We start from the raw sequence: 23,812 nt of genomic DNA, 5'->3' as shown, positions 1-23,812 counted from the left end.
GGTCAGTGCCCCTGGGGGCCGGGGCTCGTGGTTTGCTGAGTGGGCGCCACACCGGCCAGTTCGATCTGCATCACGATCATGTTGACCAGCGTCGCCACCGAAGGGCGGCCTGTCTCGATCACGAAGTGAGCGGTTTGCCGATACAGTGGGTCGCGTGCTTCGAACAGGTCGCGCAGACGCTGCAGAGGATCTTCCACCTGAAGCAGGGGGCGATTGCGGTCGTGCCTCAATCGGCGAAACACCTCCTCGGGAACGGAACGCAGGTATACGACGGTACCGCGTTCATGCAGGTGCGTGCGATTGGCTGGCCGCAATACCGAGCCGCCGCCGGTGGACACCACCGAGACAGGTCCGCGAGTCAACTCATCGAGCACGGATTCTTCGAGGTCACGAAAACGCGCCTCTCCCTCGCGCTCGAAGTACTCCCGGATCGAACAACCCAGGCGCTCTTCGATCACGTGATCGGAGTCGAAGAAAGGGAGCGAGAGACGTCGGGCGAGCTGCCGCCCAATGGTGGACTTTCCCGAACCCGGGAGGCCCACCAGGAAACACGATGAAGCGACGCTCAATTGATGGCCGAGCGACCCAGTACGCGTGGCGTGATGAAGATCAGCAGCTCGGACTTGTTGGCGATGCGTTCGCGCGACTTGAACAGATTGCCCAAGGCTGGAAGGTCGCCCAGCAGCGGCACCTTGTTCACTTGGTCACGTTCAGTCTGCTCGAAGATGCCACCGATCACAACCGTACCGCCGTTCTCCACCAGCACCTGCGTCTGCACATGCTTGGTGTTGATGGCAATGCCGTCGGGCGTCGACTCACCACGGCTGTCCTTGTTGATGTCCAGGTCCAGGATGATGTTGCCTTCAGGCGTGATCTGGGGCGTGACTTCCAGCTTCAGGTTGGCCTTGCGAAAGGCAATGGCCGTGGCACCGCTGGAGGTGGCCGTCTGATAAGGGAATTCGGTACCCTGCTCGATCAGAGCTTTCACCTGATCGGCAGTCACCACCCGCGGGCTGGAAACGATTCGTCCCTTGCCATCGGACTCGAGTGCCGAGATTTCCAAGCTCAGGAAACGCGAGGCATTCGGACTGAACAGCGACAGCGCATAAGATGCCGCCAGCGCATTGCCCGGGTTGGCCGGCAGGCTCACGAAAGGCTGCGACGTCAAGGTCGGGCCCGTCGAAACGGCGCCGTAGGTGGAACCGAAGTTGCCCTGAATCTGGTTGCCATTGACCGAGCCCACATTGAAGCCTCGCACGCCACCACCCAGTCGCACGCCGAGCGATTTTCCGAAACTGTCGTCTGCTTCGACGATGCGCGCTTCGATCATCACCTGACGGATCGGGATGTCCAGCTTGGCGATCAGCTCCTGCACCTGTTGCAGGCGCGAGGGAATGTCGGTCACGAAAAGCTGGTTGGTGCGCGGCTCGGAAATCACACTGCCCCGCTCGGACAGAATACGCGCGTTGGTCGCACTACCACCGCGTCCTGCCCCGGTCGAGACCAGTTGCGTGGCAATGTCGGCAGCCTTGGCGTAGTTCATCTGGAAACCCTGCGTGCGCAACGTCTCCAGGCTCTCGATGGAGGCCTTGGATTCCAGCTCCTGTTTTTCACGCGCGGCAATCTCGTCCTTGGGCGCGATCCACAACACGTTGCCCGACTTGCGCATGCCCAGGCCCTTGGCCTGCAGGATGATGTCCAGCGCCTGGTCCCAGGGCACGTCCTTCAGGCGAAGGGTGACGGCACCCGTGACCGAGTCGGAAGTGACCACGTTGAAATTGGTGAAGTCGGCGATCACCTGCAACAGCGTGCGAACTTCGATGTTCTGGAAATTCAGCGAGAGCTTCTCGCCGTTGTAGCCGGGACCTTGCGTGAGCTTGGAAGAGTCGATTTTCTGTTCGCGCACTTCCAGCACGAATTGGTTGTCGCTCTGATAAGCCGAGTGCTCCCAGTTGCCGGTGGGGGTTACGACCATGCGCACGCGGTCGCCCGTCTGCGTGGTGGTCACACTTTGAACAGGCGTCCCGAAGTCGCTCACGTCCAGGCGGCGGCGCAGACCTTCAGGCAACGAGGTCTTGAGGAACTCCACCACCAGGTTCTGGCCTTGCTGGCGAATGTCGACACCCACTTGGTTGTTCGCCAGGTCAACCACCACCCGACCAGCGTTGCCCACGCCACGGCGGAAATCGATATCCCGCAAGGCGGCAACGTCGCGGTTGCGGTTCTCTGCAAAGGCGGCTGCTGGTGCAGAGGCAGCTGTCACTGGTTGCGCGCGGTCAAGCACCACGAGCAGCGTCTTGCCGTCCACTTGCGTCTGGTACGAAGCCGCCTGCTTGAGGTTGACGACCACACGCGTGCGGTCACCGGCCTGAACCACATTGACCGAACGGATGTTGCCTTCGTTGACTTCAATGGCGTTGCGCCCAATCGAGTTCGCGACGCCCGGGAAATCCAGCGCGATGCGCGCCGGGGCCTGAATGGTGAAACCCGTCGGCACCGCCGCCAGTGGCTCGGTGGTGGTAATGCGAACCACCTCCACACCGCCTTGCACACCCCCGGTGATCGACTGAATGGCATTCTGGGCGTGCACCCAGAACGCCGACAACGACATGCACGCGAAAATCGCGCCCTTGAGCACCCCCCGCTCCACGGCTGAGAAACCGGTCGCCTTGTTTGGCTTGTTCATTTAGTGACATCCTCTTGTAGCTGCAGCGCCGCAGGGCGCTCGGTCCATTCACCCGATGAGTCCTGCACGATCTCGCGCATCACCACTTCGGTTTCGCTGATCCTGGTCACGCGCCCGTAGTTCTGCCCCAGGTAGTTGCCGGGCCGAACCTGATACAACAGACTGTCCACCTTCACGAGAGCAACCAGTTGGCCATCCCGGTTGAGGCTACCGACCATCTTCATGATGTCCAGCGGATAGGCCTCGAGCGGTTGCTTGCGGCGAGCGAGTTCGGGTTCGATCAGCTTCGCGTTCGCTACAGGAACCGACTGACTGCCGCGCAACACGCTGGCCAGCTTCTCGTTGCTGAACGGCGGGAGCAAGCGCTCGCCCTCATAGGCTTGCGGCACGAACTTGGTGGGTTCGGGAATCGGCTTCACGGAAGGCCTGATCGAATTGCGCTCAGTCTGCATCCAGGTTTGAAGCTCGTCCTGGCTGGATGACGTGCATGCCGTCAGGCTCACTGCCAGCGCCAGGAACGTGCCCGGCATCAACCATCGGGTCTGCATCACTTCTTGGCTCCCTGGGCTGCTTTTTGCTGCAGCGCGACTTCTTCCTGATCCAGGTAACGGAACGTCTTGGCCGTGGTATCCATGGTCAACACGCCATCGCGGTCCTTGACCGGCGTAAGGGTCAGGTTGTTCAGGGTCACGATGCGCGAGAGATTGGCGATATCGGCGGCGAACAGACCGATGTCGTGGTAAGTGCCCGTGACGCGCACAGAGATCGGCAACTCGGCGTAGTACTCCTTCACGCTCACCTGACCCGGTCGGAACAATTCAAACTGCAGGCTGCGGCCCAGGCCGGCCTGGTTGATATCGGACAGCAGCGCGTCCATTTCGGCTTTGCTAGGCAGTTGTTTCTCCAGCTGCGTCACGTACTGCTGCACTTGCTCCAGCTGCTTCTTGAGTGCGTCCAGATTGACGGCCTGCACCAGCTTCTTGCGATAGTCCTCTCGAAGCGTGACTTCGCGGGCTTTTTCCGCAATCAGCTCCTCATCGGACGCCTTCAGCCAGGCAAACCAGAGGCCGGCAATCACTGCTGCGCAGACCGCCACAAACAACAGGTTGCGCGGCAGGGCCGGCCATTGCGATGGATCGTTCGGATCAAGACCACTGAACTGGGCCTTGAGCTTGTCCTGGATTCCCTTGAAATCCACGTTGATGCTGGGCGATTTGGCCATGATTGCTGGGTCCCCTGATCAAACTTTTCCAGGGACAGCAGGCGCAGCGGGGGCTGTGCCTGGTGCTGCAGGCGCCGCGGCAGAGGGGCGTTTGAGCGAAACGCGGATGGAGAAGTTTGACACCCGGCGCACCTCGCGATTGGGTCCGGCCACATTGGCCGCCACGATTTCGACCAGATCGGGACGCACCAACCAGGTGCTGCTGCTCGAAAGGTTGCGCAACAACTCGGAGACACGCTCCTGCGATTGCGCCACACCCACCAGCAACACGTTCTGGTTCTCTTGACGCATGCTGTTGAGGTAGATGCCGTCGGGCAACTGGGTCACCAGTTCATCGAGCAGATGCACGGGGAGATTGCGATCACCCTGGAGGTTTTCCACTGCGGTCTGGCGCGCGCGCAGGGAGGCAATCTCACGTTGCAGACTGGCAATGTCCTTGATCTCGGCCTCGAGTTTCTTGATCTCGGCCTGAAGGAACTCATTCCGGCCCTGTTGCGAAGCAATCTGGCCCTGATACCAGGTGAAGATGGCACCGCAAATCACGCCCCCAAGCAAGGCCGAGAGCCCCAACTGGGTATAGAACTGGTCTTTCTGGCGCTTGCGGGCAGCCTCGCGGTGAGGCAGCAGGTTGATGAGGATCATTGGTAAAACCTCCGCAGGGCCAGGCCGGTCGAGGTCAGGTAGGACGGCGCTTCCCGGGAAATCTTTCGGGCTTGCACGGAGGCTGCCATTTCCATGGCATCAAACGGGTTGATCACCATGCAGGCGAACGAGGTCTGGTGGGTCACGGCTTCGGTGAGACCTGGGAGGGCAGCGCTGCCGCCAGCAAGCAGGATATGGTCGACCTTGTTGTAGGGTGTGCTGGTGAAGAAGAACTGCAGCGCACGGCCGATTTCCTGTGCCATGCTTTCGATGAAGGGATCGAGCACCGCCGAGCGGTAGTCGTCAGGCAGATCGCCCGAGCGCTTCTTGGCTTCTGCTTCGTCGGACGAAAAGCCATACTGGCGCACGATGAGCTGGGTCAGCTGGGCGCCACCAAAAGCCTGGTCGCGCTCATAGAGCACATCGTCGTTGCGCATGACCTGCATGCTGGTGGTCAACGCGCCCACCTCGAACAGGGCCACCAGGGAATCCACACCCTGATTGGGCAAGGTCTCGATCACACGGCCAGCAGCCATGCGCGAGGCGTAGGACTCCACATCCATGACGACGGGTTTTAGCCCAGCGGCTTCGGCAAGGCCTTGTCGGTCCGACACCTTTTCCTTGCGCGAAGCGGCGATCAACACCTCCACATCACCCACCGAGTTGGCACTGGGGCCAATCACGCAGAAGTCCAGACTGACTTCGTCCAGCGAAAACGGGATGTACTGGTTGGCTTCCGACTCCACCTGGGCTTCAAGTTCCTTGTCGGAAAGTCCCCCCGGCAGAATGATTTTTTTCGTTATCACCGCCGACGCCGGCAACGCCAGCGCCACGTTCTTGGTCCTACTGCCACTCTTGCGCACCACACGGCGCACAGCGTCGGCCACTTCGTCGAATTTCTCGATATTGCCGTCGGAAATCCAGCCACGCTCCAGCGGCTCCATGGCGCAACGCTCCAGCACGAGGTCTCCCGCCCGGTTGCGTCCGAGTTCCACCAGCTTCACGCTGGATGAACTGACATCAATGCCCAGCAAAGGCGCCGGTTCACGGCTGAATAACGATCCCAATGAGATCAAGGTGACCCCCATTAATGGTGACGACGGGCGGCGCCAGACTTAAGAATTCACTTGAATGCTAGCAGTAAGGCCTTTGTCCAGCAAAGATTTTTTGCCTTTGCGACAAAGTGAAACGTTGTCAAAAGCATACGCATTCGGTACCCTTCGTGAATTGCGTCATCGGCCGGTTATCGGGCCAATTCACAACAACTCACAATAAGCCGGACAGGCGCTCGATTGGAGGGCGTCCCGATTTTTATAATCGGCAGTACCGCTCTGATCGTCCGCATGCCCAAAAACGACACTTCTTCGCCTCGCTCTTCCGATGGGTCAGTATCGACCGGACGCACCGCACTCGTCTGGGCTGGTCGCTTGGTGGTGGGTCTGGCCGGACTGGCGGTGGCGGGTGTTGCAGGATTGCTGATGGCGGTGGGTATTGCGCTCGCGGTCGCCTACCCCAACCTGCCCGAAGTGGCCAGCCTGGCCGACTACCGTCCCAAGTTGCCTTTGCGGGTACTCTCTGCCGATGGTGAACTGATTGGCGAATTTGGCGAAGAGCGGCGCAACCTGCTGACCTTCGACCAGATTCCGGCGGTGATGAAGAATGCCGTGCTCGCCATCGAGGACGCCCGCTTCTTCGAGCACAGCGGGGTCGACTACCGGGGCATGGTTCGTGCCGCATTGGCCAACCTTCGCCAAGCCAAGAGCCAGGGTGCCTCCACCATCACCATGCAGGTCGCGCGCAACGTATACCTCTCGGCCGAGAAGAGCTACACCCGCAAGATCTACGAAGTGCTGCTGACTTTCAAGCTGGAGCACATGCTCACCAAGGAGCAGATCCTCGAGATCTACATGAACCAGATCTTCCTGGGTCAACGGGCGTACGGTTTCTCCTCCGCCGCGCAGATCTATTTCGGCAAATCGCTGAAGGACGTCACCATCGCCGAGGCCGCCATGCTCGCCGGTCTGCCCCAGGCACCCTCCGCCTACAACCCGGTGCGCAACCCCAAACGCGCCCGCGCCCGGCAACTGCACATCATCGACCGCATGGTCGAGAACGGCTTCATCACCACCGCCGAAGCGGAGAACGCCAAGGCCGAAGAGCTCAAGCTGCGGCCGACGGTCAATCCGGACCGCCCTCACACCGAATTTGTTGCGGAAATGGTGCGCCAGTCCATGGTGGCCCAATACGGTGACGAAGCCTACACGCGCGGTCTGGTGGTCATGACAACCCTCAACACCAAGCACCAGCTGGCGGCCTACAAAGCGGTGCGCCAGGGCGTGCTGGACTACGAGCGGCGCCAGTTCTACCGCGGGCCGGAGCTGTTCATCAACCTGCCCGAGGACAAGGCCGCGCGGGATGACGCGATCGACGAGGCACTGACCGACCGACCCGACAACGACGACCTGCTGTCCGCGGTGGTGCTGGAGGCCAACCCGCGCCGGGTGCTGGCCGTGCGACAGGACGGTGAACCTTTCGAGATCACGGGCGAGGGTTTGAAGCCGGCCCAATCCGGGCTTTCGGAGAAAGCCGGTCCCAATATCAAGATTCGTCCGGGCGCGGTGATTCGCGTCGTGCAAACCGGCTCCAAGGCCTGGCGCATCACGCAACTGCCTGAGGTGGAATCGGCCTTCGTGGCGCTCGACCCACGCAGCGGCAACATCATTGCGCTGATCGGCGGGTTCGACTTCCAGAAGAGCAAGTTCAACCACGTCACGCAGGCCTGGCGCCAACCGGGCTCCAGCTTCAAGCCCTTCATTTACTCCGCCGCGCTGGAAAAGGGCCTGACCCCCATGACAGTGGTCAACGACGCGCCACTTTTCTATTCGGCCGGAGAAACCGGCGGCAAGCCCTGGGAACCCAAGAACTACGACGGCCAGTTCGAAGGTCCGATGTCGGTGCGGCGAGCACTTGCCAAGTCCAAGAACATGGTGTCCATCCGCGTACTGCAACTGGTGGGCACCCAGAGCGCACAGGAATGGGTGACGCGCTTCGGCTTCGACGCAGACAAGCACCCACCCTATTTGACGATGGCACTGGGCGCTGGCTCGGTCACACCCATGCAGATGGCCCTGGGGTATTCGGTGTTTGCCAATGGCGGCTACCGCATCGCGCCGAATCTGATCACCCGGGTAAGCGACCACAAGGGGAAGGTCCTGTACGCCGCTCAGCCCACGCCACTGGCTGACGAGCAGCGCGTGATCGACGCTCGCAATGCTTTTGTCATGAACAGCCTGCTGCAGGAAATCACGCGCTCGGGCACGGCGGCCCGTGCGCAGGCCTCGCTCAAGCGCACCGATCTCTATGGCAAGACCGGCACCACCAACGATGCGGTGGATGCCTGGTTCGTCGGCTACCAGCCTTCTCTGGTGGCCGCGGCCTGGGTCGGCTACGACACCCCGCGCAACCTGGGCAGCCGTGAAACCGGAGGCGGGTTGAGCCTGCCGATCTGGATTTCATACATGTCCGAGGCACTCAAAGGGGTGGACGTGGCAACCTACACGCCGCCTTCCGGCGTCATCAATGTGGGCGGCGAGTGGTACTACGAGGAGTTCGGCCCAGGGCGCGGCGTGCACGGTCTGGGACTGCAAGATCCATGGCCAGGCGCCCCGGCAGCTCCTGTGGAGTACGACCCCAACACCAATCTGCCGGTCAAGCCCCCCGCGGAGAACGTGGACCGGCGCAGCATTCTGGATCTGTTCAGGAACTGAAGCGCAGCGGCAAGCCGGCTTGCTCCGAGGCGAAACGGCTGAGCAGCGAGAAGAATTCGCCCTGCTGTTTGGTGTCCATCCAGCGTTCACCGTCGTGCTTGAAGTGGAATCCACCGGCGCGAGCAGCCATCCAGACTTCATGCAGCGGCTTCTGCAGATTGATGATGATCTGGCTGCCATTGGCAAAGGTCACGGTGATCATGCCACCCACGCGCTGGTTGTCGAGGTCGGCATCGGTCGCGTCGTTGATGCGGTCACACGCCAGTTCGATGGACCGAAGCAACGCTTCAGCCAGGTCCTGGTACTCGGTATCGGTCATTACAATCCCTGGATGTCTGGGTTGAAAAGCATTCTAGGGCGTGGTCCTTCCCGCTCGCGCCGCATGGCCATCGCCGTGCTTTGCCTCGTCGGTGCGTTGGGTGTGTCTGCCTGTGGGCAAAAGGGCCCGCTGTATCTTCCGGCGCCGGGCACCTCAGGCAAAGAAAAACCCGTCAGCACGCCTGCCCCGGCAGTCCCGGTAGCCCCGCGCTGATGCTACCGTCCCTCATCGCATGACCACCACTTCAGGCCTGCCCTCCGCGGCATTGCCCCCATGTTTCGCGTATCAAGACCATCAGTTGACGGTCGAAGGTGTTCCCCTGGAACAGCTGGCACGGGAACACGGCACGCCATTGTTCGTGTACAGCCAGGCGGCCATGCTGTCGGCGTTGGCGGCGTACCAGCGAGGCCTTGCCGGGCGCAAGCACCTGATCTGCTACGCCATGAAAGCCAATTCCTCGCTGGCGATCCTGCAGACCCTGGTGCGCGCAGGATGCGGGCTGGACATCGTCTCGGGCGGTGAGCTCGAACGCGCCGTGGCCGTCGGCGCCGACCCCGCCCGGGTGATTTTTTCCGGCGTGGGCAAGACGCGCGCGGAAATGCAGCAAGCGCTGCGACTGGGCATAGGCTGTTTCAACGTGGAAAGCCGCGCCGAACTCGACGTGCTCGATGAAGTGGCGCGCGAGATGGATCTGCGTGCGCCCGTGAGCGTGCGCGTCAACCCCAACGTGGACGCGAAAACGCATCCCTACATTTCTACCGGACTCAAAGGCAACAAGTTCGGCATCGCGCACGAAGATGTGATCGCCACCTACCGCCATGCAGCGGGCTGTGCCGGCCTGCGTGTGGTGGGCATTGATTGCCACATCGGCTCGCAGATCACGCAGTCAGGCCCCTATCTGGACGCCATGGACCGAATCCTCGACCTCGTGCAGGGCATCGAGGCCGCGGGCATTGCCATCGAGCACATCGACTTCGGGGGTGGCCTGGGCATCGACTACCAGGGCGATGCGCCGCCCGAGGCCGACGCACTCTGGGGGCAATTGCTGCAGCGCCTGGACGCGCGAGGCTTTGGCGACCGCACGATCTACATCGAACCCGGCCGTTCACTCGTGGGCAACGCAGGCGCCTGCCTCACCGAAGTGCTTTACCTCAAACCGGGGGAGCACAAGAACTTCCTGATCGTCGATGCCGCCATGAACGACCTTCCACGGCCGGCGTTGTATGAGGCATTTCACCGCATCGTGCCACTCGCCCCGCGCGAAGGTGTACCGCACACCACCTGGGACGTGGTCGGTCCGGTGTGCGAAAGCGGCGACTGGATCGGACGTGACCGAGCACTGGCGGTGCAGGCAGGCGATTTCCTGGCCGTGCTCTCGGCCGGTGCCTACTGCATGAGCATGGCGAGCAACTACAACACGCGTGGCCGCGCGGCCGAAGTGCTGGTAAACGGTGACCAGGCCACGCTCATCCGTTCGCGCGAGACGGCGGTTGACCAGCTCCGCCTGGAGCGCCTGCTGCCACCCGCCTGAGCCGGCGCCAAAGGCGCCAACCCAGCAAAGCCGCAAGGATCGCGGCATATACCGCCACCTCCGCGAAGTCGTTCTTGCCACTGCGCATCCAGAAGAAGTGCAGCACGGCAAGGCCCGCTATCGCATACACCGCGCGGTGCAGACGTTGCCACACCTGCGCGCCCAGCATCCGGATGGCGCGATTGAACGACGTGGCCGCCAGCGCCAGCAACAACAACCAGGCCAGGAAGCCCACGAGGATGAACGGTCGTTTGACGATGTCGGCCAGGATGCCGGTCAGGTCGAACTCCATGTCGAACCAGGCGTAGGCCAGCAGATGCATGCAGGCATAGAAGAACACGAAAAGGCCCAACATGCGCCGCCAGCGCGCCAGCGCCGGCCAGCCACCCATTACCCGCAAAGGCGTGATCGCCAGCACGAGCACCAGGAAGCGCAGGGTCCAGTCGCCCAGCGAGCGGATCAGCGCCTCAGCGGGATTGGCGCCAAGCTGGTTGGAGAACGCCGCCCAGATGAGCCAGGCGAAGGGCAGACTTGCAAGAAGGAAAACGGTTGGCTTGGCAGCCGTGTGCCCGATCCATCGGTTGGTGCGTGAGCCAGCGGGCCGCATCCCGTCAATACAGTTTGCGCAGGTCCATGCCTGCGTAGAGCTGACCCACCTGAGGTTCGTAGCCATTGAACATCAGGGTCTGACGGCGTTTGGCGAAGAGGCCGCCCTCCTCGCCAATGCGCCGCTCGGTTGCCTGGCTCCAGCGCGGGTGATCCACCTGCGGGTTGACGTTGGAATAGAAGCCGTACTCCTGGGGAGCCGCCACGTTCCAGGCCGTGCGCGGCTCCTTGTCGGTGAAGCGGATCTTCACCAGCGACTTGCCGCTCTTGAAGCCGTACTTCCAGGGCACCACGAGGCGCAGCGGCGCACCGTTCTGATTGGGGAGCACTTCGCCGTACATGCCAAACGCGAGCAGCGTCAGCGGGTGCATGGCTTCATCCAGGCGCAAACCCTCCACATAGGGCCATGTCAGCACGTTCGAGCGCAAGCCCGGCATCTGCTTGGGATCGGCCAGGGTGTGAAATTCCACATATTTCGCACTGCCCTGCGGCTGCACCTGTTTGATGAGTTCCGAGAGCGAATAGCCGACCCAGGGGATCACCATCGACCAGCCCTCGACGCAGCGCAAGCGGTAGATCCGCTCCTCCATGGGACTGAGCTTTTGCAGCGCGTCCAGATCAAAATTACCCGGCTTGTTCACAAGGCCTTCCACCGCCACCGTCCAGGGGCGTGGCTTGAGCGCCTTGGCTGCGCTTGCGGGGTCCGCCTTGTCAGTACCGAACTCGTAATAGTTGTTGTAGTTGCTCGCGTCCTGGTAGGAGGTGAGTTTCTCCATGGCGCGCGCACCGCTCACGCTGGAGGCGCGGCCGGGCAGGGCAGAGAGCTTGCCGGGCTTGGGCGTTTCCGCCTGCGCCCAGGCATCGCGGCTTGCCCAGGTACCCGCCACGCCGAGGGCGGTGGCGCTGAGCGCAGTGCGCTCCAGCCACTGCCTTCGGTTAAGGTAGGTCGCCTGAGGTGTGATCTCGCTGGGCAGCGGATGCTGGAAACCGTGGTGGCCGGTGCGGATGATCATGGGACGGTCCTTTGCAAGGTGTACCCGCGCGCGGAAAATGCCGCGCCGTGTCTTCGTCCGTCGTCGGACAACCGCGATTCTTACAAAGTTCCAGACAGAGCGGGTCAGAGCTCGCCGTAGCTGTGCAAACCGGAGAGGAACATGTTCACGCCAATGAAGGCGAACGTGGTGATGGCCAGGCCCACCAGCGCCCACCAGGCAGCCACGGTGCCGCGCAGCCCTTTCATGAGCCGCATGTGCAGCCAGGCCGCGTAGTTCAACCAGACGATCAGGGCCCAGGTCTCCTTCGGATCCCAGCTCCAGTAGCCGCCCCAGGCCTCGGCAGCCCACAGGGCACCGAGCACGGTGGCAATGGTGAAGAACGCGAAACCGACCGCAATGGCCTTGTACATCACGTCATCAAGCACTTCGAAACTGGGCAGCCGCTCGGCGATGCGGCGGCGGCCGAAAATGATGGTGCCCACGATCAGCGCCGAGACGCCGAAATAAACAAACCAGTAGCTGCCTCCGCTCTGCGCTGCCGACTGGCGAAACACGATGGGCTCGAAGCACAGCACCACGCCCAGCAGCCACAACGGTGCGAGCTTGTACCAGCGACTCTCGCTCGCGCTCTGCTTGATCAAGTAGGCAAACGCCAGCATGGCGGCGATGGCGAAGGTGCCGTAGCCGATGAAGTTGGCCGGCACGTGCAGCTTCATCCACCAGCTCTGCAGGGCCGGCACCAGCGGCTGGATCTCGTGCGCCTCGCGCACCACGGTGTACCAGAGCAGGAAACCCACCGCCGCGCTGACCACCAGCATTGCAAAGGCACCCATGCTGCGAGTCTTGTACTGGTCTTCGTAGTAAAGATAGAACGCGGTGGTCATCCAGCAGAAGAGCACGAACACCTCATAAAGGTTGCTGACCGGAATGTGGCCGATGTCGGGGCCAATCTGGTGGCTCTCGAACCAGCGAACCATGGTGCCCACCAGCGCCAGCGTCACGGCCACCCAGGCCAGGCGCGAGCCGAGCAGGTCAAAAGCGTCGCCTCCCCGCGTGACCATGCCGACCCAGTAGAACGCAGTGCTCATGAAAAACAGCACGCTCATCCACAGAATCGCGGACTGACTCGAAATGAAGTACTTGAGCAGGAACACCTGATCGGCGCGAGCCAGATCCGCCGTGCCTGCCGGCGTCATGTAGAGCCAGATCGCCAGCAGCGAAAGCGCGGCCACCACCACCGCCAGGCTGCGCAGTGGCCGCCAGAACCAGCCCAGCCAGATCATGGCCGGCACCGTCCCCACCAGAATGGCCTTTTCGTAGCCATCCATGGCGGTGTTGTAGCTCACGAAAGCCCAGGAAGCGCCCAGCACCACGAGCGCGGCGAACAGCCAGTCCCAGACGTTGCGACGAGCGAAATAGCCCGGCTGCAGGCCGTCAGCACCCTGCCCCTTCTTGAGTTCGATGGTCTGTGATGCGGTGGCGGTATTCATGTTGGCACCTTGAGCAATTGCGTCTTCAGCAGGTCGAATTCGCGGTCGGCCTCCATCGTCTTGCGGTTCAACGACAGGGCCATGGAAGCCTGGGCGCCCTGCTCGCCCGAAGGCGCGAGCCAGACCCACAGGCGGCGCTCGCGCACATAGAGCATGGCAAAAACGCCGAGGATGAGCAACAGGCAGCCCAGGTAAACGATGTTCTGCCCAGGCGCTCGCGCCACCTGGAAGACGCTGGCCTGCACGTGGGTGAAGTCCTTGAGCTGGAAGGTCATGGGCGCGGGATAGAAGAAGGTGTCGCTCAGGCTGATGACCGACTGCGCCATGAACTGCTGCGTACCTTCGCCACGCTCCAGCGGCGCAAGGCCCGCGCGTTCCCGGCTCAATTGCATCAGCTCGAACAACGTGCCGTTGAGGATGCGCACCAGCACCTCGCTCGCTCGCTCGCGTTCATCCGCTGGCACATTGGCTTCGAGGAACGCCGAGACCGCCTGTAGACCACCGCGGACGTCTTTGGGCGTAGAGCCGTTGTCCACCCGCTGCGCGGCGTTCGGCGTCACACTTTCCACACCCGCAAACAGATCCATGGCGCGCCGGGCAGAGGCCGCGAGCGCCTCGGCGAGTTCGGGCTTGCCGTCTTCCACCGCCGACGTGGCGTATCGACGAACCGCCTCCGCGCGCATCTGGGGATCGTCCAGAGCGACCCGCAAGCGCACGAACCCGTCGAGACCGTCGTTCTCGTCGACCGGGATGCGCAGGTAGCGGAACGGTTCGGAAGGCGTCTCGCGCAGACCCAGCAGGTACATGCGCGAACCGTCTATTTCCATCGGCAGCATGTAGTTGTGGTATTCCACCGCCTGGCCTGCCGCGTCGCGCAGTTTGTAGGTGATGCTCGGTCCCACGTTGCGCAGTGTCTTCTCGGTCACGGTCTTGTGGCCGGAGCCCAGGCGGCTTTCGATCGAGCTGCGCAGATCCACCTTGCGCACGTCCGTGGCCTCGCCGGCACTGGAACCAGCGAAGTTCTCCACGTTGATCACGCGCAGCCCGGTGTACTCCAGCGTGAGCTGGTCCGCGCCATTGCTGAGCGCCGTCGAACCGCCGATGGTGCCCTCGATCTCGAACGCCCGCGTGGGCCGGTTCAGCGGAACGGCTTGCAGCTTCACGCGCGAGCCACCGTCGTCGAAGCTGGACTGGTAGATGTTGATGCCGCGGTGGCTGGCCGGGTGGTTCACCTCGACACGCGCCTCCTTCTTCTCACCGGTCTCGTTGTCCTGGATCACGACCTCGCTGGCAAACAGCTTGGGCATGCCGGTTTCGTAGTACTCGACGATGAACTTCTTCAGTTCCACGGTGAAGGGCAAGTCCTGCAACAGAACGCCCGTAGGCTGCGCCAGGATGGCCGTGCCGGCGGTGGTGCCCTCGGTCACCAGCAGGTTGCCCCGGAAGGTGGGATTCGTGCTGGCCAGGCGGTGCTGAGCCGGCACATCGGCAATCAGACCACCACCCGTGAATGGCGTCTTGCCGTTGAACCACATCTGCGCGCGCACCATCAGGTCGCCATCGAGCAGGCCACCAATGCACACCAGAACGATGGCGCTGTGCGCGGCGAGGTAGCCGATCTTGTTGGCGGTGCCCGCCTTGGCCGCCACCATCCAGCCGGTACCACCAGCCATCGGGCGCGACTGCAGCTTGACTTTCCACCCTGAGCCCAGCAGCGTCTGGCCGATGCGGTGGGCGGCCACCTCGGGCGTCTCCGCCAGCGCACCCTCGGCCCGGTGGGGGAAAGCCTTGAGACTCTGCTCGCGGATATTTTCCTTGTAGGCCTTGTAGTCGGCAAAGATCTTGGGCGTGTTGCGGGCGATGCACAGGCTGGTGCTGGTCACCAGAAACGCCAGGATCAGCAGGAACCACCAGGCGCTGTACACCGAAAAGAGTTGTGCGCTGGCAAACACATCCGCCCAAAAGGGGCCGAACTGGTTCACGTAGTTGATGAACGGTTCGTGCTGCTTGACGACAGTACCGATCACCGAAGCGATGCAGATCACCGTGAGCAAGGAAATCGCGAACCGCATCGACGACAGCAATTCCACCGCCTCGCTCACGAAGCGGGGACCAGATCGGATCTGCAGGCCTTGGGTGGAAACGGTCATGAATCGGAGGAGGACAGAAAAAAGGCGGTTCCGGTGAATCCGGAACCGCCTTGATCAGATGTTGTTTTTGGCTGGCGGTTCAACGCCGGAGGCATCGGCGGCATTGTGCCGCGAAATATCAATATCGACTTATATCTCTTGCACCCCGGAGGGGCAAGCTGCACACCGGGTTTCAGCGCAGGCCGGCGATGTAGTCAGACACCGCTTGAATTTCGCGGTCGTTCATCTTGGCGGCCACGCCGGTCATCTGGGCGTTGTTCTTGCGAGCCCCGCTGCGGAACTGCTCCAACTGGGCCTTGGTGTATTCGGCATGCTGGCCCGAAAGGCGCGGGTACTGTGAGGGAATGCCCGCGCCGTTGGGGCTGTGGCAGCCAGCGCACGCAGCGATCTGGCGGTCGGCAATGCCACCGCGGTAGATGCGCTCGCCGAGCTTCACGAGGTCCTTGTCGGTGGCTGCACCACCTTTGGCCTTCTGATCGGCCAGCCAGTAGGCGATGTTGCGCATGTCGGCGTCGGACAGCGCGGCAGCGAAGCCCTTCATGATGGCGTTGTCGCGCTTGCCCGATTTGTACTCCTGCAACTGCTTGACGAGGTATTCGGGGTGCTGCTGCGCCAGCTTGGGATTGGCCGGCGTGGTGGAATTGCCGTCCGCCGCATGGCAAGCCACGCACACCTGACCGAACATGGCGGCTCCCTTGGCCAGATCGGGCTTGACGGATTGCGCCTGGGCGCTGAACGACAGAGCTGCAGCGGCAGCGGCGCAAAGTAGGGAGACAGGCAATTTCATGACGGGGCGGGCGTCGGCGGCGACGTGTTCTGGTTGAGGAAATTCGCGGGTTGTCTGGTCAAAGCCAATCGATTTTACAATGTCCCACCGGGAAAACCCCCAAATGACCCAACACCCCACTCCAGCCCAACCGACCGCTCCACCCACCGAGCACGCCAAGGGCCCCAAGGCCCACTCTCCCCAAGCTGGAACCCAGACCCCCGATCCCAAGATTGCCCACGGCTGGCTGCACACGGCCCGCTTTCTGACCACCGCCCCGCAACTCGAGCACCTGCCGCCGCTGACGGTGCCCGAGGTGGCGTTCGTGGGCCGCTCCAACGCCGGGAAATCCACCTGCATCAACACCCTGACGCAGCAGAAGCGCCTGGCCTTTGCGTCCAAAACGCCCGGGCGCACCCAGAGCATCAATCTGTTTTCCCTCGGCAAACAGGGTGTGACCGATGCGGTGCTGGCCGACCTGCCCGGCTACGGCTACGCCGCAGTACCGCGCGAAGCCAAGCTGCGCTGGCAGCGCGTGATGGGCAACTACCTGCTCACTCGCGAGAACCTGCGCGGCGTGGTGCTGCTGATCGACCCGCGACTGGGCCTCACCGAACTCGACGAAATCCTGCTCGAGGTGATCAGGCCCCGCGTAGAGGAAGGCCTGAAGTTTCTGGTGTTGCTGACCAAAGCCGACAAACTCAACCACGCCGAGGCTCAGAAAGCGCTGTCGATTGCGCGACTGCAGTCTGGCGGCGGCGAGGCCAGACTCTTCTCGGCCCTGAAGAAAAAGGGGCTGGACGAGGTGGCGCAGATGCTCTGGCGCTGGACCCACGACGCCAGCGCGCCGGTGACTGCCCCCGTTCCCGAAGACGAGCCGCCCGCGCTGGACTGACCCCTGCGGGCCTTTGAGAGTGCCCGCATGATCCAGACCTTCGACCTGCCTCTGCCCCACGGCATCACCCTGAGCTGCCGAGCGGCAGGCCAACCCGGCCGACCGGTGCTGCTTTTCCTGCACGGCTTTCCCGAAGCCGCATTCGTTTGGGACGGCCTGCTGGCGCATTTCGCCCAACCTGAACATGGCGGATACCGCTGCGTGGCGCCCAACCTGCGCGGTTTCGAGCGCTCGAGTGCGCCCACGGAGGTTGCCGCTTACCGCGCCAAACCACTGATTCAGGACCTTTGCGCCGTGATCGAGGCCATCACCCAGCACAGCCCCACCCCTGGCCAACTGGCCTGCCTGGTGGCACACGACTGGGGAGGCGCACTCGCCTGGAGCGTGGCGGCACAACATCCCGCGCTCATGCACCGGTTGGCCATCCTCAACGCGCCACACCCCGCCACGTTCGCGCGCGAACTGGCCCATTCACCAGACCAGCAGGCCAGCAGCGCCTACATGAACTTCCTGGCGCGCCCCGACGCCGCCGATTTGCTGGCAGAAAACGATTTCGCCCGACTGTGGTCGTTCTTTACCAACATGGCCGCCGACAGCGGGCCCACCGCGTGGCTGGACGAAGCCATCCGCGAGCGCTATCGGGCCGTCTGGCGGCAGGGCCTGCGCGGCGGCTGTGCCTACTACGCCGCCTCGCCCCTGCGCCCGCCCACACCGCAAGACCCCGGCGCGGCGGCGGTGCAGATTCCGTGCGACAAGGTCACGGTGAAAGTACCGACACTGGTGATCTGGGGTCTGGGCGACACCGCCCTGCCTGTGGCGCTGCTCGATGGCCTGGAAGACTTCGTGCAGTACCTGCACATTGAAAAGCTGACGGACGCCACGCACTGGCTGGTGCACGAGCAACCGCACAAGGTGGCGGCCCTGCTGAGCGCTTTCCTTGCTCAGTCGCTGCCGTAGAGCGAAGGCTCGCCAGGCGGGCGTGTCTTGAACCGTTTGTGCACCCAGTAGTACTGCTCGGGGATGCGCTTGATCATGCCCTCGATCCGGCGGTTCATTTGCGCGGTGTCTTCCACAGCGTCCGGTCCGGGGTAGCCTGGCCACGCGGGCAACACCTCCACCTCATAGCCGCGCGATGTGAGCCGCGTGACCACCGGCACCACCTTGGCCCCACCCAGCCGGGCCAGACGCGGCAGGGTCGGCACCGTGGCCGTGGGCACGCCGAAGAACGGCACGAAGATCGACTCTTCGGGGCCCAGGTCCATGTCGGGCAGCAGATAGAGCGCCTCCCCGGAACGAATCGACTGCACCACGGTTCGCAAGCCTTGCTGCTTCTCGATCAGGCGCACGGTGCCAAAGCGCAGGCGACCCGTGCGGATCCATTGGTCCACATCCTCGTTGATCTGTGAGAGGTAAATACAGGAATACGGGCGTGGCTCCAGCAGGGCCAGCGCTGTGCCGCCAGCATCCATGCCCACGAAATGGGGTGCGAGCATCAGCACCGGTTTGTCGCCATGCAGCTCGTGCGTGGCGCCCACCACCTTGAGCCGCGCGCGCACCGTGGCCTCGCTGCCTTCCCAGAGCCAGCTGCGATCCAGCCAGGCCTGCGCAAAAGCCACGAAATGGCGCCGCACGGCGCGGTGACGCTCAATGGTGCTGTCCTGCGGAAAACACAGCGCCCAGTTGGTGCGTGCAATGCGCCTGCGCCGCGAAGCGGCTGCGTGCAGCACCTGGCCCATGACCCAGCCCAGCCCTCGCACCCAGCTCAGAGGCAATCGGGCCAACAGGCGCATGAAGCCCACCCCCAGGCGGTTGCCCCAGCGCTCGCTGAATGAAGCAGCGGGCACGACAGGGGCTTCTTTCGATTCGGAAGGTGGCATCACGAAATGGGATGAGGAACGGTTCACCGGAGCGCCGCAGCGGGCTCCTTGTAACGGTCGTACGACCAGAGATATTGCTGCGGGCATTCTCGCACCAGCATTTCCATCGCCCGATTGATCTGCGCCGCGGCATCGGTGGCATCCCCGGACAGCGGCCCTACGCCCGCGTGCTCGAACGGGCGCACATGGATGAGGTAGCCCCTGCCCCAGCCCAGGCGCTCGCTCCAGACCAGCAGAATCTGGGCGCGCGCCGCGTGCACCAACCGCGCCGACAAGGTCATGGTGTAGGCCTCGCGCCCGAAAAACGGCGCCCACACCCCCTGCCCCGCTGGCGGCACCTGATCGGGCAGCAGGCCCACTGCCTGACCAGCCTTGAGCGCCTTGATGAGTTGCTTGACGCCTGCCAGCGTGGTGGGCGCTGTGAACAAGCCCGGTCGTTCCCGCGCGCCGGTCATGATGTCGCGCAGCCAGGCCTTGCGGGCGGGACGAAACAGCACCGTGGTGGGCTGGCGATCACCGAACCGTTGTGCATACGCCTGTGCAGCGACCTCGAAGCAACCCAGGTGGGGCGTGAGAAAAAGCACCCCACTTCGGCCTTCGAGTGCCGCCTCGATGTGCTCGGCACCTTCCCAGGACACGACCACGGAACGCCCCGACCACAAGCGTGGCAGCTCGGCCACCAGCTTGCCAGACTCGCCCACTGAAGCCAGCGCCACACCCCTGGAAAAGCCCGCCTGTCGGGCGTGGGCAAACAGCCTGCGGCGGTAGCGGCTGGACAGCCCGAAGCTCAACCAGCCCAGCAGCCAGCCGAAGGCGTGCAACACCGGCAACGGCAGCAGACTGGCGAATCGGAAGAGGAAGCGGATCAGCACGGCCATGATCTAGAATGCGCGCATCGCCGAGTTATTGAACTAATTGCGGGGCGATTCATAAATTCCGCTAAAGCGTTCGCCGAACTCTGACAGACCGGCAACGCCGATCAACCACTCCGGAGTTTATACATGGCGAACAACTTCCTCTTCACATCCGAATCCGTCTCTGAAGGCCACCCCGACAAGGTCGCCGACCAGATTTCCGACGCCATTCTGGATGCCATCTTCACCCAGGACCCACGCAGCCGCGTGGCGGCCGAAACCCTGTGCAACACGGGCTTGGTGGTGCTGGCCGGTGAAATCACCACCAACGCGCACGTCGATTACATCCAGGTGGCGCGCGACACCTTGAAGCGCATCGGCTACGACAACACCGAGTACGGCATCGACTACAAAGGTTGCGCGGTGATGGTCTGCTACGACAAGCAATCCAACGACATTGCCCAGGGCGTGGACCACGCTTCAGATGACCACCTGAACACCGGCGCCGGTGACCAGGGCCTGATGTTCGGCTATGCCTGTGACGAAACGCCCGAGCTCATGCCGGCCCCGATCTATTACGCGCACCGTCTGGTGGAGCGCCAGGCCCAGTTGCGCAAGGATGGCCGACTGCCGTTCCTGCGCCCGGACGCCAAGAGCCAGGTGACCATGCGCTACGTGGACGGCAAGCCCCACAGCATCGACACCGTGGTGCTCTCCACGCAGCACTCGCCAGACCAGAGCGAGTCGGCCACCAAGATGAAGGCTTCGTTCAACGAAGCCATCATCGAAGAGATCATCAAGCCAGTGCTGCCCAAGGAATGGCTCAAGGACACCAAATACCTGATCAACCCGACCGGGCGCTTCGTGATCGGCGGCCCGCAGGGCGATTGCGGTCTGACCGGCCGCAAGATCATCGTGGACACCTATGGCGGCGCCTGCCCGCATGGCGGTGGCGCCTTCAGCGGCAAGGACCCCAGCAAGGTTGACCGCTCCGCCGCCTACGCCGCGCGCTACGTGGCCAAGAACATCGTCTCCGCCGGCCTGGCACGCCAGTGCCAGATTCAGGTGGCCTACGCCATCGGGGTCGCGCGCCCCATGAACGTGACGGTCTACACCGAAGGCACCGGCGTGATCCCTGACGATCAGATTGCTGCCCTGGTCAACGAGCATTTCGACCTGCGTCCCAAGGGCATCATCCAGATGCTGGATCTGTTGCGTCCGATCTACACCAAGACCGCCGCCTATGGCCACTTCGGCCGGGAAGAGCCGGAATTCACCTGGGAGCGCACCGATCGGGCAGCAGCCCTGCGCAAAGCTGCTGGCCTGTAAATAATTACAGCCATTAAGTGCAAAGCCCCGTGGCGCAAGCCTCGGGGCTTTTCTTTTGCTGCGCCGGGAATCCGGCCCTGCACCGTCAGTCGTAACAATCTGAATTTTTCGTCCCTCGCTCCGATATGGGAGTACAAGCCATTTTTTCGGCCTGCACTGCAACGATCTGGGAGCCTTTGACCATGGACACCTCTATCTGCCCCGACGGGATGGACGCTTCTGCGCCGGATTGCGAGCGGTTGCTGAGGGAACGGACGAAAGAACTCGAAACCGCCCTGCTCTGCGCCCGGTCCCTTTGCGACCAGGCGCCCTGTGGTCTGCTGTCCTTCGATGTAGAGCAACACTGCACCCACCTGAACCAGACCCTGCTGGGCTGGCTGGGCCACGACCGGCAGGACACCAGCGTGCCCAAGAGCCTGCGTGAACTGGTGGCTCCGCGCTGGCGCGAACAGGCGTCAGCCCATGTGGAAACGCTGCGCCTGAGCGGCCACGCCGACCCTGTGGAAATCGAGCTGGTGCGCAAGGATGGCAGTCTGTTCAAGGCCCGGCTGTCCTCCACGCCGGTCTTCGACGCGGATGGCAACTTCCTGCTGGGCAACAGCACGGTCACCGAGATCACTGGAGAGGCATCGTCTGGCAAACCCACGGCCAACGAGAGCCTGCTGCGCAGCATCACCGATCGCATCCCCGCCCGACTGGCCTACTACGACAAAGACCTGATCTGCCGGTTTGCCAACAACGCCCATGCGCAACGCTACGGCAAGAAGCCGGCCGAGATGGTGGGTTCGCACCTCAGCCAGGTGGTGCGCCCGGACATCCTCCCCGACATCCTGCCGCGCGTGGCGCAGGCCCTGAGCGGCCAGACGCAGACCTTCGAGGCCGAGCGCCCGTCGGCCGACGGCTCGCGCAACTATTTTGAAGTGCACTACATCCCCGATTTCCAGAACGGCCAGGTCGAGGGCATCTTCATCGAACTACACGACATCTCCGAACGGCGCCGCACCGAGGAATTCGTGCTGCATGCCAACCAGGATCTGGAGGACCGCGTGCGCGAACGCTCGGCCGAGCTGTTTGCCAGCGAACAACGTTACCGCCTGATGGTCGATGCCATCCAGGACTACTGCGTCTACTTCGTCGACGAGAACGGCATCGTCACCGAATGGAGCGAGAGCGCCCAACGCCTGCATGGGCACAGCCACTCGCAGATGGTGGGACGTTCGTACGAGGAACTGCTCAGTGCCGACAACGCGGGCGAGGACGAGGTGGAAGCCGGCCAGGTGCTTCGCCTGGCCAAGGCGCACGGGCAATGGGAAACGCGGGGCTGGCGCCTGCGCGAAGACGGCTCGCGCTTCTGGGCGCACACCGTGCTGACCGCCTTGCGCAATGAAGCCGGCGAACTGCAGGGCCTCTCGAGCATCACCAGGGACATGACCGCGGCCAAGAGCCTGGAGGACGTGATGAACGACCTCAACCGCGAACTGGAAAAGCGCGTCGCCGAACGCACGCAGCAGTTGGTGGCCGCCAACAAGGACCTGGATGTGTTCTCCCACATGGTGTCGCACGACTTGCGCGCGCCCCTGCGCCACATCGCGAGCTTTGTCAGCCTGCTGCAGGAGCAGATGGGCGACTCGGCCGATACCCTCGCGCTCCAGTACCAGAACTCCATCGCCAAGGCGTCGCGGCGCATGAGCCTGATGATCGAGGGCCTGCTGGAATACGCACGCCTGGGTCGCGTGACCATCGAGTCGCAACCTGTGCCACTGAAACCGCTGCTCGAAGGCGTGATCGCCCATCTGAAGCAGGAGAATCCGCAACGCCGCATCGAATGGGTGATCGACACCGATCTGCCCATCGTGCGCGGCGACGCCATGCTGCTGGCCCAGGCCTGGGGCAACCTGCTGGGCAATTCGGTGAAGTACACCCGCCAGCGCGACCTGGCCCGCATCGAAGTGGGCTGGAAGGTCAACCCCGTGGGCGGCCGCACGTTCTACGTGTCGGACAACGGCGCGGGCTTCGACCTGGAAAAGGCACACAACCTGTTCGTGATGTTCCAGCGCCAGCACCATTCGATGGATTTCGAAGGCACGGGCACCGGCCTGGCGCTGTCGCAGCGCATCATCGAGCGCCACGGCGGTCGCATCTGGGCCGAAACTTCGCCCGGCGAAGGCTGCACCTTCTACTTCACCCTGCCATTCGACGGCATGGAGCCAGAGATGGCTTTCCCAGAGTCGTCCATGGCCGAACTCTCGGTCTGAGACCGTCTGCAGGCGCTTGCGAGGTCGGCTCGTGAGCAGCTTGTTGCCGTGACAGGTCGGTTTGTGTCCTGCTCGTTGGTCAGCGGTATTTGCTGCCAGAGTGACATCACGATTCCCCATGCCTTCGAGCAGAAAGGCTCCCGTGTATGTCCGTCAACCGCACTGCCCGTCTTGTCGCTTCGCCCATCCCGCTGGCAATTCGGCCGCCATGGAATTCGTCAATGGGGCGGGCACAACAAACACAGCTCGGAACATCGCCCGTCCAGCGCGCTCGACGAATACACCACCATCCGCTTTCGGCACCACTGAGCACGGAACGCGAGACACCCGAGTGGAACCCCGAATCTGATATTGAACGCGAGACACCCAAGCGGAACTACGCATTTGAAGACAAGGCGCGAGCAGCTTTCGAAAGAGAAGCCCTGGCA

Annotated in this window: 21 protein-coding genes; 7 read left to right on the top strand and 14 right to left on the bottom strand. The window is 63.0% G+C overall.

Features of this window, described 5'->3' with window-relative positions:
* Positions 1-2 precede the first annotated feature (2 nt).
* The 6 genes from ACTIF6_RS03180 to ACTIF6_RS03155 are packed head-to-tail and all read right to left on the bottom strand — an operon-like array spanning position 3 to position 5,626.
* On the bottom strand, positions 3-569 hold the full coding sequence (locus ACTIF6_RS03180; protein ID WP_439586565.1) for a shikimate kinase: 567 nt from the start codon (positions 567-569) through the stop codon (positions 3-5).
* Positions 566-2,686: a type IV pilus secretin PilQ gene (gene pilQ / locus ACTIF6_RS03175; protein WP_439586564.1), complete on the bottom strand. Its 2,121-nt coding sequence runs from the start codon at positions 2,684-2,686 to the stop codon at positions 566-568. Before pilQ ends, ACTIF6_RS03180 begins: the two co-directional genes overlap by 4 nt.
* Positions 2,683-3,234 carry a pilus assembly protein PilP gene (locus tag ACTIF6_RS03170; protein WP_439586563.1) on the bottom strand — a complete coding sequence of 184 codons (552 nt, stop codon included), beginning with the start codon at positions 3,232-3,234 and terminating at the stop codon, positions 2,683-2,685. The genes pilQ and ACTIF6_RS03170 overlap by 4 nt, the downstream gene beginning before the upstream one ends.
* Positions 3,234-3,908, bottom strand: a complete 675-nt coding sequence (locus ACTIF6_RS03165; protein WP_439586562.1) for a type 4a pilus biogenesis protein PilO — start codon at positions 3,906-3,908, stop codon at positions 3,234-3,236. Before ACTIF6_RS03165 ends, ACTIF6_RS03170 begins: the two co-directional genes overlap by 1 nt.
* An 18-nt stretch (positions 3,909-3,926) precedes the next feature.
* The gene (locus tag ACTIF6_RS03160) at positions 3,927-4,550 is read right to left on the bottom strand and encodes a PilN domain-containing protein (RefSeq protein ID WP_439586561.1); all 624 of its coding nucleotides are present in this window, start codon (positions 4,548-4,550) and stop codon (positions 3,927-3,929) included.
* The gene (locus tag ACTIF6_RS03155) at positions 4,547-5,626 is read right to left on the bottom strand and encodes a pilus assembly protein PilM (protein ID WP_439586560.1); all 1,080 of its coding nucleotides are present in this window, start codon (positions 5,624-5,626) and stop codon (positions 4,547-4,549) included. The genes ACTIF6_RS03160 and ACTIF6_RS03155 overlap by 4 nt, the downstream gene beginning before the upstream one ends.
* Positions 5,627-5,893: 267 nt before the next feature.
* Here ACTIF6_RS03155 and ACTIF6_RS03150 point away from each other — a divergent pair, with 267 nt between their 5' ends.
* Positions 5,894-8,317 (top strand): penicillin-binding protein 1A, encoded by a 2,424-nt coding sequence (locus tag ACTIF6_RS03150; protein ID WP_439586559.1) that lies wholly within the window; start codon positions 5,894-5,896, stop codon positions 8,315-8,317.
* Here the strand turns inward: ACTIF6_RS03150 and cyaY are convergent.
* Entirely contained in the window at positions 8,307-8,636 is a 330-nt protein-coding gene (cyaY, locus tag ACTIF6_RS03145; RefSeq protein ID WP_439586558.1) for an iron donor protein CyaY, read from the bottom strand. The two genes, ACTIF6_RS03150 and cyaY, sit on opposite strands and share 11 nt — an antisense overlap.
* A 12-nt stretch (positions 8,637-8,648) precedes the next feature.
* On the opposite strand from cyaY, the gene lptM reads away from it, so the two are divergent.
* Together lptM and lysA are read left to right on the top strand one after the other, a co-directional pair.
* Positions 8,649-8,849 (top strand): LPS translocon maturation chaperone LptM, encoded by a 201-nt coding sequence (gene lptM / locus ACTIF6_RS03140; protein ID WP_439586557.1) that lies wholly within the window; start codon positions 8,649-8,651, stop codon positions 8,847-8,849.
* 19 nt (positions 8,850-8,868) lie between these two features.
* Positions 8,869-10,167, top strand: a complete 1,299-nt coding sequence (gene lysA, locus ACTIF6_RS03135) for a diaminopimelate decarboxylase (protein WP_439586556.1) — start codon at positions 8,869-8,871, stop codon at positions 10,165-10,167.
* Here lysA and ACTIF6_RS03130 read toward each other — a convergent pair.
* From ACTIF6_RS03130 to ACTIF6_RS03110, 5 genes are all read right to left on the bottom strand, one after another.
* Positions 10,103-10,774: a sulfite oxidase heme-binding subunit YedZ gene (locus ACTIF6_RS03130; protein ID WP_439586555.1), complete on the bottom strand. Its 672-nt coding sequence runs from the start codon at positions 10,772-10,774 to the stop codon at positions 10,103-10,105. The two genes, lysA and ACTIF6_RS03130, sit on opposite strands and share 65 nt — an antisense overlap.
* Positions 10,775-10,778: 4 nt before the next feature.
* A complete protein-coding gene (gene msrP / locus ACTIF6_RS03125) occupies positions 10,779-11,786 on the bottom strand; it encodes a protein-methionine-sulfoxide reductase catalytic subunit MsrP (protein WP_439586554.1) in 1,008 nt (335 codons plus the stop codon).
* A gap of 104 nt (positions 11,787-11,890) precedes the next feature.
* Positions 11,891-13,258: a c-type cytochrome biogenesis protein CcsB gene (gene ccsB / locus ACTIF6_RS03120; protein ID WP_439586553.1), complete on the bottom strand. Its 1,368-nt coding sequence runs from the start codon at positions 13,256-13,258 to the stop codon at positions 11,891-11,893.
* On the bottom strand, positions 13,255-15,408 hold the full coding sequence (locus ACTIF6_RS03115) for a cytochrome c biogenesis protein ResB (protein ID WP_439586552.1): 2,154 nt from the start codon (positions 15,406-15,408) through the stop codon (positions 13,255-13,257). The genes ccsB and ACTIF6_RS03115 overlap by 4 nt, the downstream gene beginning before the upstream one ends.
* 172 nt (positions 15,409-15,580) lie before the next feature.
* A complete protein-coding gene (locus ACTIF6_RS03110; protein ID WP_439586551.1) occupies positions 15,581-16,195 on the bottom strand; it encodes a c-type cytochrome in 615 nt (204 codons plus the stop codon).
* A gap of 103 nt (positions 16,196-16,298) precedes the next feature.
* On the opposite strand from ACTIF6_RS03110, the gene yihA reads away from it, so the two are divergent.
* Together yihA and ACTIF6_RS03100 are read left to right on the top strand one after the other, a co-directional pair.
* The gene (gene yihA / locus ACTIF6_RS03105; protein WP_439586550.1) at positions 16,299-17,069 is read left to right on the top strand and encodes a ribosome biogenesis GTP-binding protein YihA/YsxC; all 771 of its coding nucleotides are present in this window, start codon (positions 16,299-16,301) and stop codon (positions 17,067-17,069) included.
* 27 nt (positions 17,070-17,096) lie between these two features.
* Complete coding sequence (locus ACTIF6_RS03100) at positions 17,097-18,026, top strand: alpha/beta fold hydrolase (protein WP_439586549.1); 930 nt, start codon at positions 17,097-17,099, stop codon at positions 18,024-18,026.
* Here the strand turns inward: ACTIF6_RS03100 and ACTIF6_RS03095 are convergent.
* Positions 18,011-18,913, bottom strand: a complete 903-nt coding sequence (locus ACTIF6_RS03095) for a lysophospholipid acyltransferase family protein (RefSeq protein WP_439586548.1) — start codon at positions 18,911-18,913, stop codon at positions 18,011-18,013. The two genes, ACTIF6_RS03100 and ACTIF6_RS03095, sit on opposite strands and share 16 nt — an antisense overlap.
* 56 nt (positions 18,914-18,969) lie before the next feature.
* Positions 18,970-19,824, bottom strand: a complete 855-nt coding sequence (locus ACTIF6_RS03090; RefSeq protein WP_439586547.1) for a lysophospholipid acyltransferase family protein — start codon at positions 19,822-19,824, stop codon at positions 18,970-18,972.
* A 123-nt stretch (positions 19,825-19,947) separates the two neighbouring features.
* Here ACTIF6_RS03090 and metK point away from each other — a divergent pair, with 123 nt between their 5' ends.
* Together metK and ACTIF6_RS03080 are read left to right on the top strand one after the other, a co-directional pair.
* Entirely contained in the window at positions 19,948-21,129 is a 1,182-nt protein-coding gene (metK, locus tag ACTIF6_RS03085; RefSeq protein WP_439586546.1) for a methionine adenosyltransferase, read from the top strand.
* Positions 21,130-21,311: 182 nt separating this feature from the next.
* Positions 21,312-23,384 carry a PAS domain-containing sensor histidine kinase gene (locus ACTIF6_RS03080; RefSeq protein ID WP_439586545.1) on the top strand — a complete coding sequence of 691 codons (2,073 nt, stop codon included), beginning with the start codon at positions 21,312-21,314 and terminating at the stop codon, positions 23,382-23,384.
* Positions 23,385-23,812: the final 428 nt, after the last annotated feature.

This window comes from Hydrogenophaga sp., from assembly GCF_051860785.1.
Taxonomy (GTDB): Bacteria; Pseudomonadota; Gammaproteobacteria; order Burkholderiales; family Burkholderiaceae_C; genus Hydrogenophaga.
The sequence above is the reverse complement of the archived record's forward strand: the minus strand, read 5'-3'. Positions and strand labels throughout refer to the sequence as shown.

Coding starts and splice junctions, on each gene's coding strand:
- pilQ (WP_439586564.1), bottom strand. CDS start 2,686: ATGAACAAGCCAAACAAGGCGACCGGTTTCTCAGCCGTGGAGCGGGGG.
- ACTIF6_RS03170 (WP_439586563.1), bottom strand. CDS start 3,234: ATGCAGACCCGATGGTTGATGCCGGGCACGTTCCTGGCGCTGGCAGTG.
- ACTIF6_RS03165 (WP_439586562.1), bottom strand. CDS start 3,908: ATGGCCAAATCGCCCAGCATCAACGTGGATTTCAAGGGAATCCAGGAC.
- ACTIF6_RS03160 (WP_439586561.1), bottom strand. CDS start 4,550: ATGATCCTCATCAACCTGCTGCCTCACCGCGAGGCTGCCCGCAAGCGC.
- ACTIF6_RS03150 (WP_439586559.1), top strand. CDS start 5,894: ATGCCCAAAAACGACACTTCTTCGCCTCGCTCTTCCGATGGGTCAGTA.
- cyaY (WP_439586558.1), bottom strand. CDS start 8,636: ATGACCGATACCGAGTACCAGGACCTGGCTGAAGCGTTGCTTCGGTCC.
- lptM (WP_439586557.1), top strand. CDS start 8,649: ATGTCTGGGTTGAAAAGCATTCTAGGGCGTGGTCCTTCCCGCTCGCGC.
- lysA (WP_439586556.1), top strand. CDS start 8,869: ATGACCACCACTTCAGGCCTGCCCTCCGCGGCATTGCCCCCATGTTTC.
- ACTIF6_RS03130 (WP_439586555.1), bottom strand. CDS start 10,774: ATGCGGCCCGCTGGCTCACGCACCAACCGATGGATCGGGCACACGGCT.
- msrP (WP_439586554.1), bottom strand. CDS start 11,786: ATGATCATCCGCACCGGCCACCACGGTTTCCAGCATCCGCTGCCCAGC.
- ccsB (WP_439586553.1), bottom strand. CDS start 13,258: ATGAATACCGCCACCGCATCACAGACCATCGAACTCAAGAAGGGGCAG.
- ACTIF6_RS03115 (WP_439586552.1), bottom strand. CDS start 15,408: ATGACCGTTTCCACCCAAGGCCTGCAGATCCGATCTGGTCCCCGCTTC.
- ACTIF6_RS03110 (WP_439586551.1), bottom strand. CDS start 16,195: ATGAAATTGCCTGTCTCCCTACTTTGCGCCGCTGCCGCTGCAGCTCTG.
- yihA (WP_439586550.1), top strand. CDS start 16,299: ATGACCCAACACCCCACTCCAGCCCAACCGACCGCTCCACCCACCGAG.
- ACTIF6_RS03100 (WP_439586549.1), top strand. CDS start 17,097: ATGATCCAGACCTTCGACCTGCCTCTGCCCCACGGCATCACCCTGAGC.
- ACTIF6_RS03090 (WP_439586547.1), bottom strand. CDS start 19,824: ATGGCCGTGCTGATCCGCTTCCTCTTCCGATTCGCCAGTCTGCTGCCG.
- metK (WP_439586546.1), top strand. CDS start 19,948: ATGGCGAACAACTTCCTCTTCACATCCGAATCCGTCTCTGAAGGCCAC.
- ACTIF6_RS03080 (WP_439586545.1), top strand. CDS start 21,312: ATGGACACCTCTATCTGCCCCGACGGGATGGACGCTTCTGCGCCGGAT.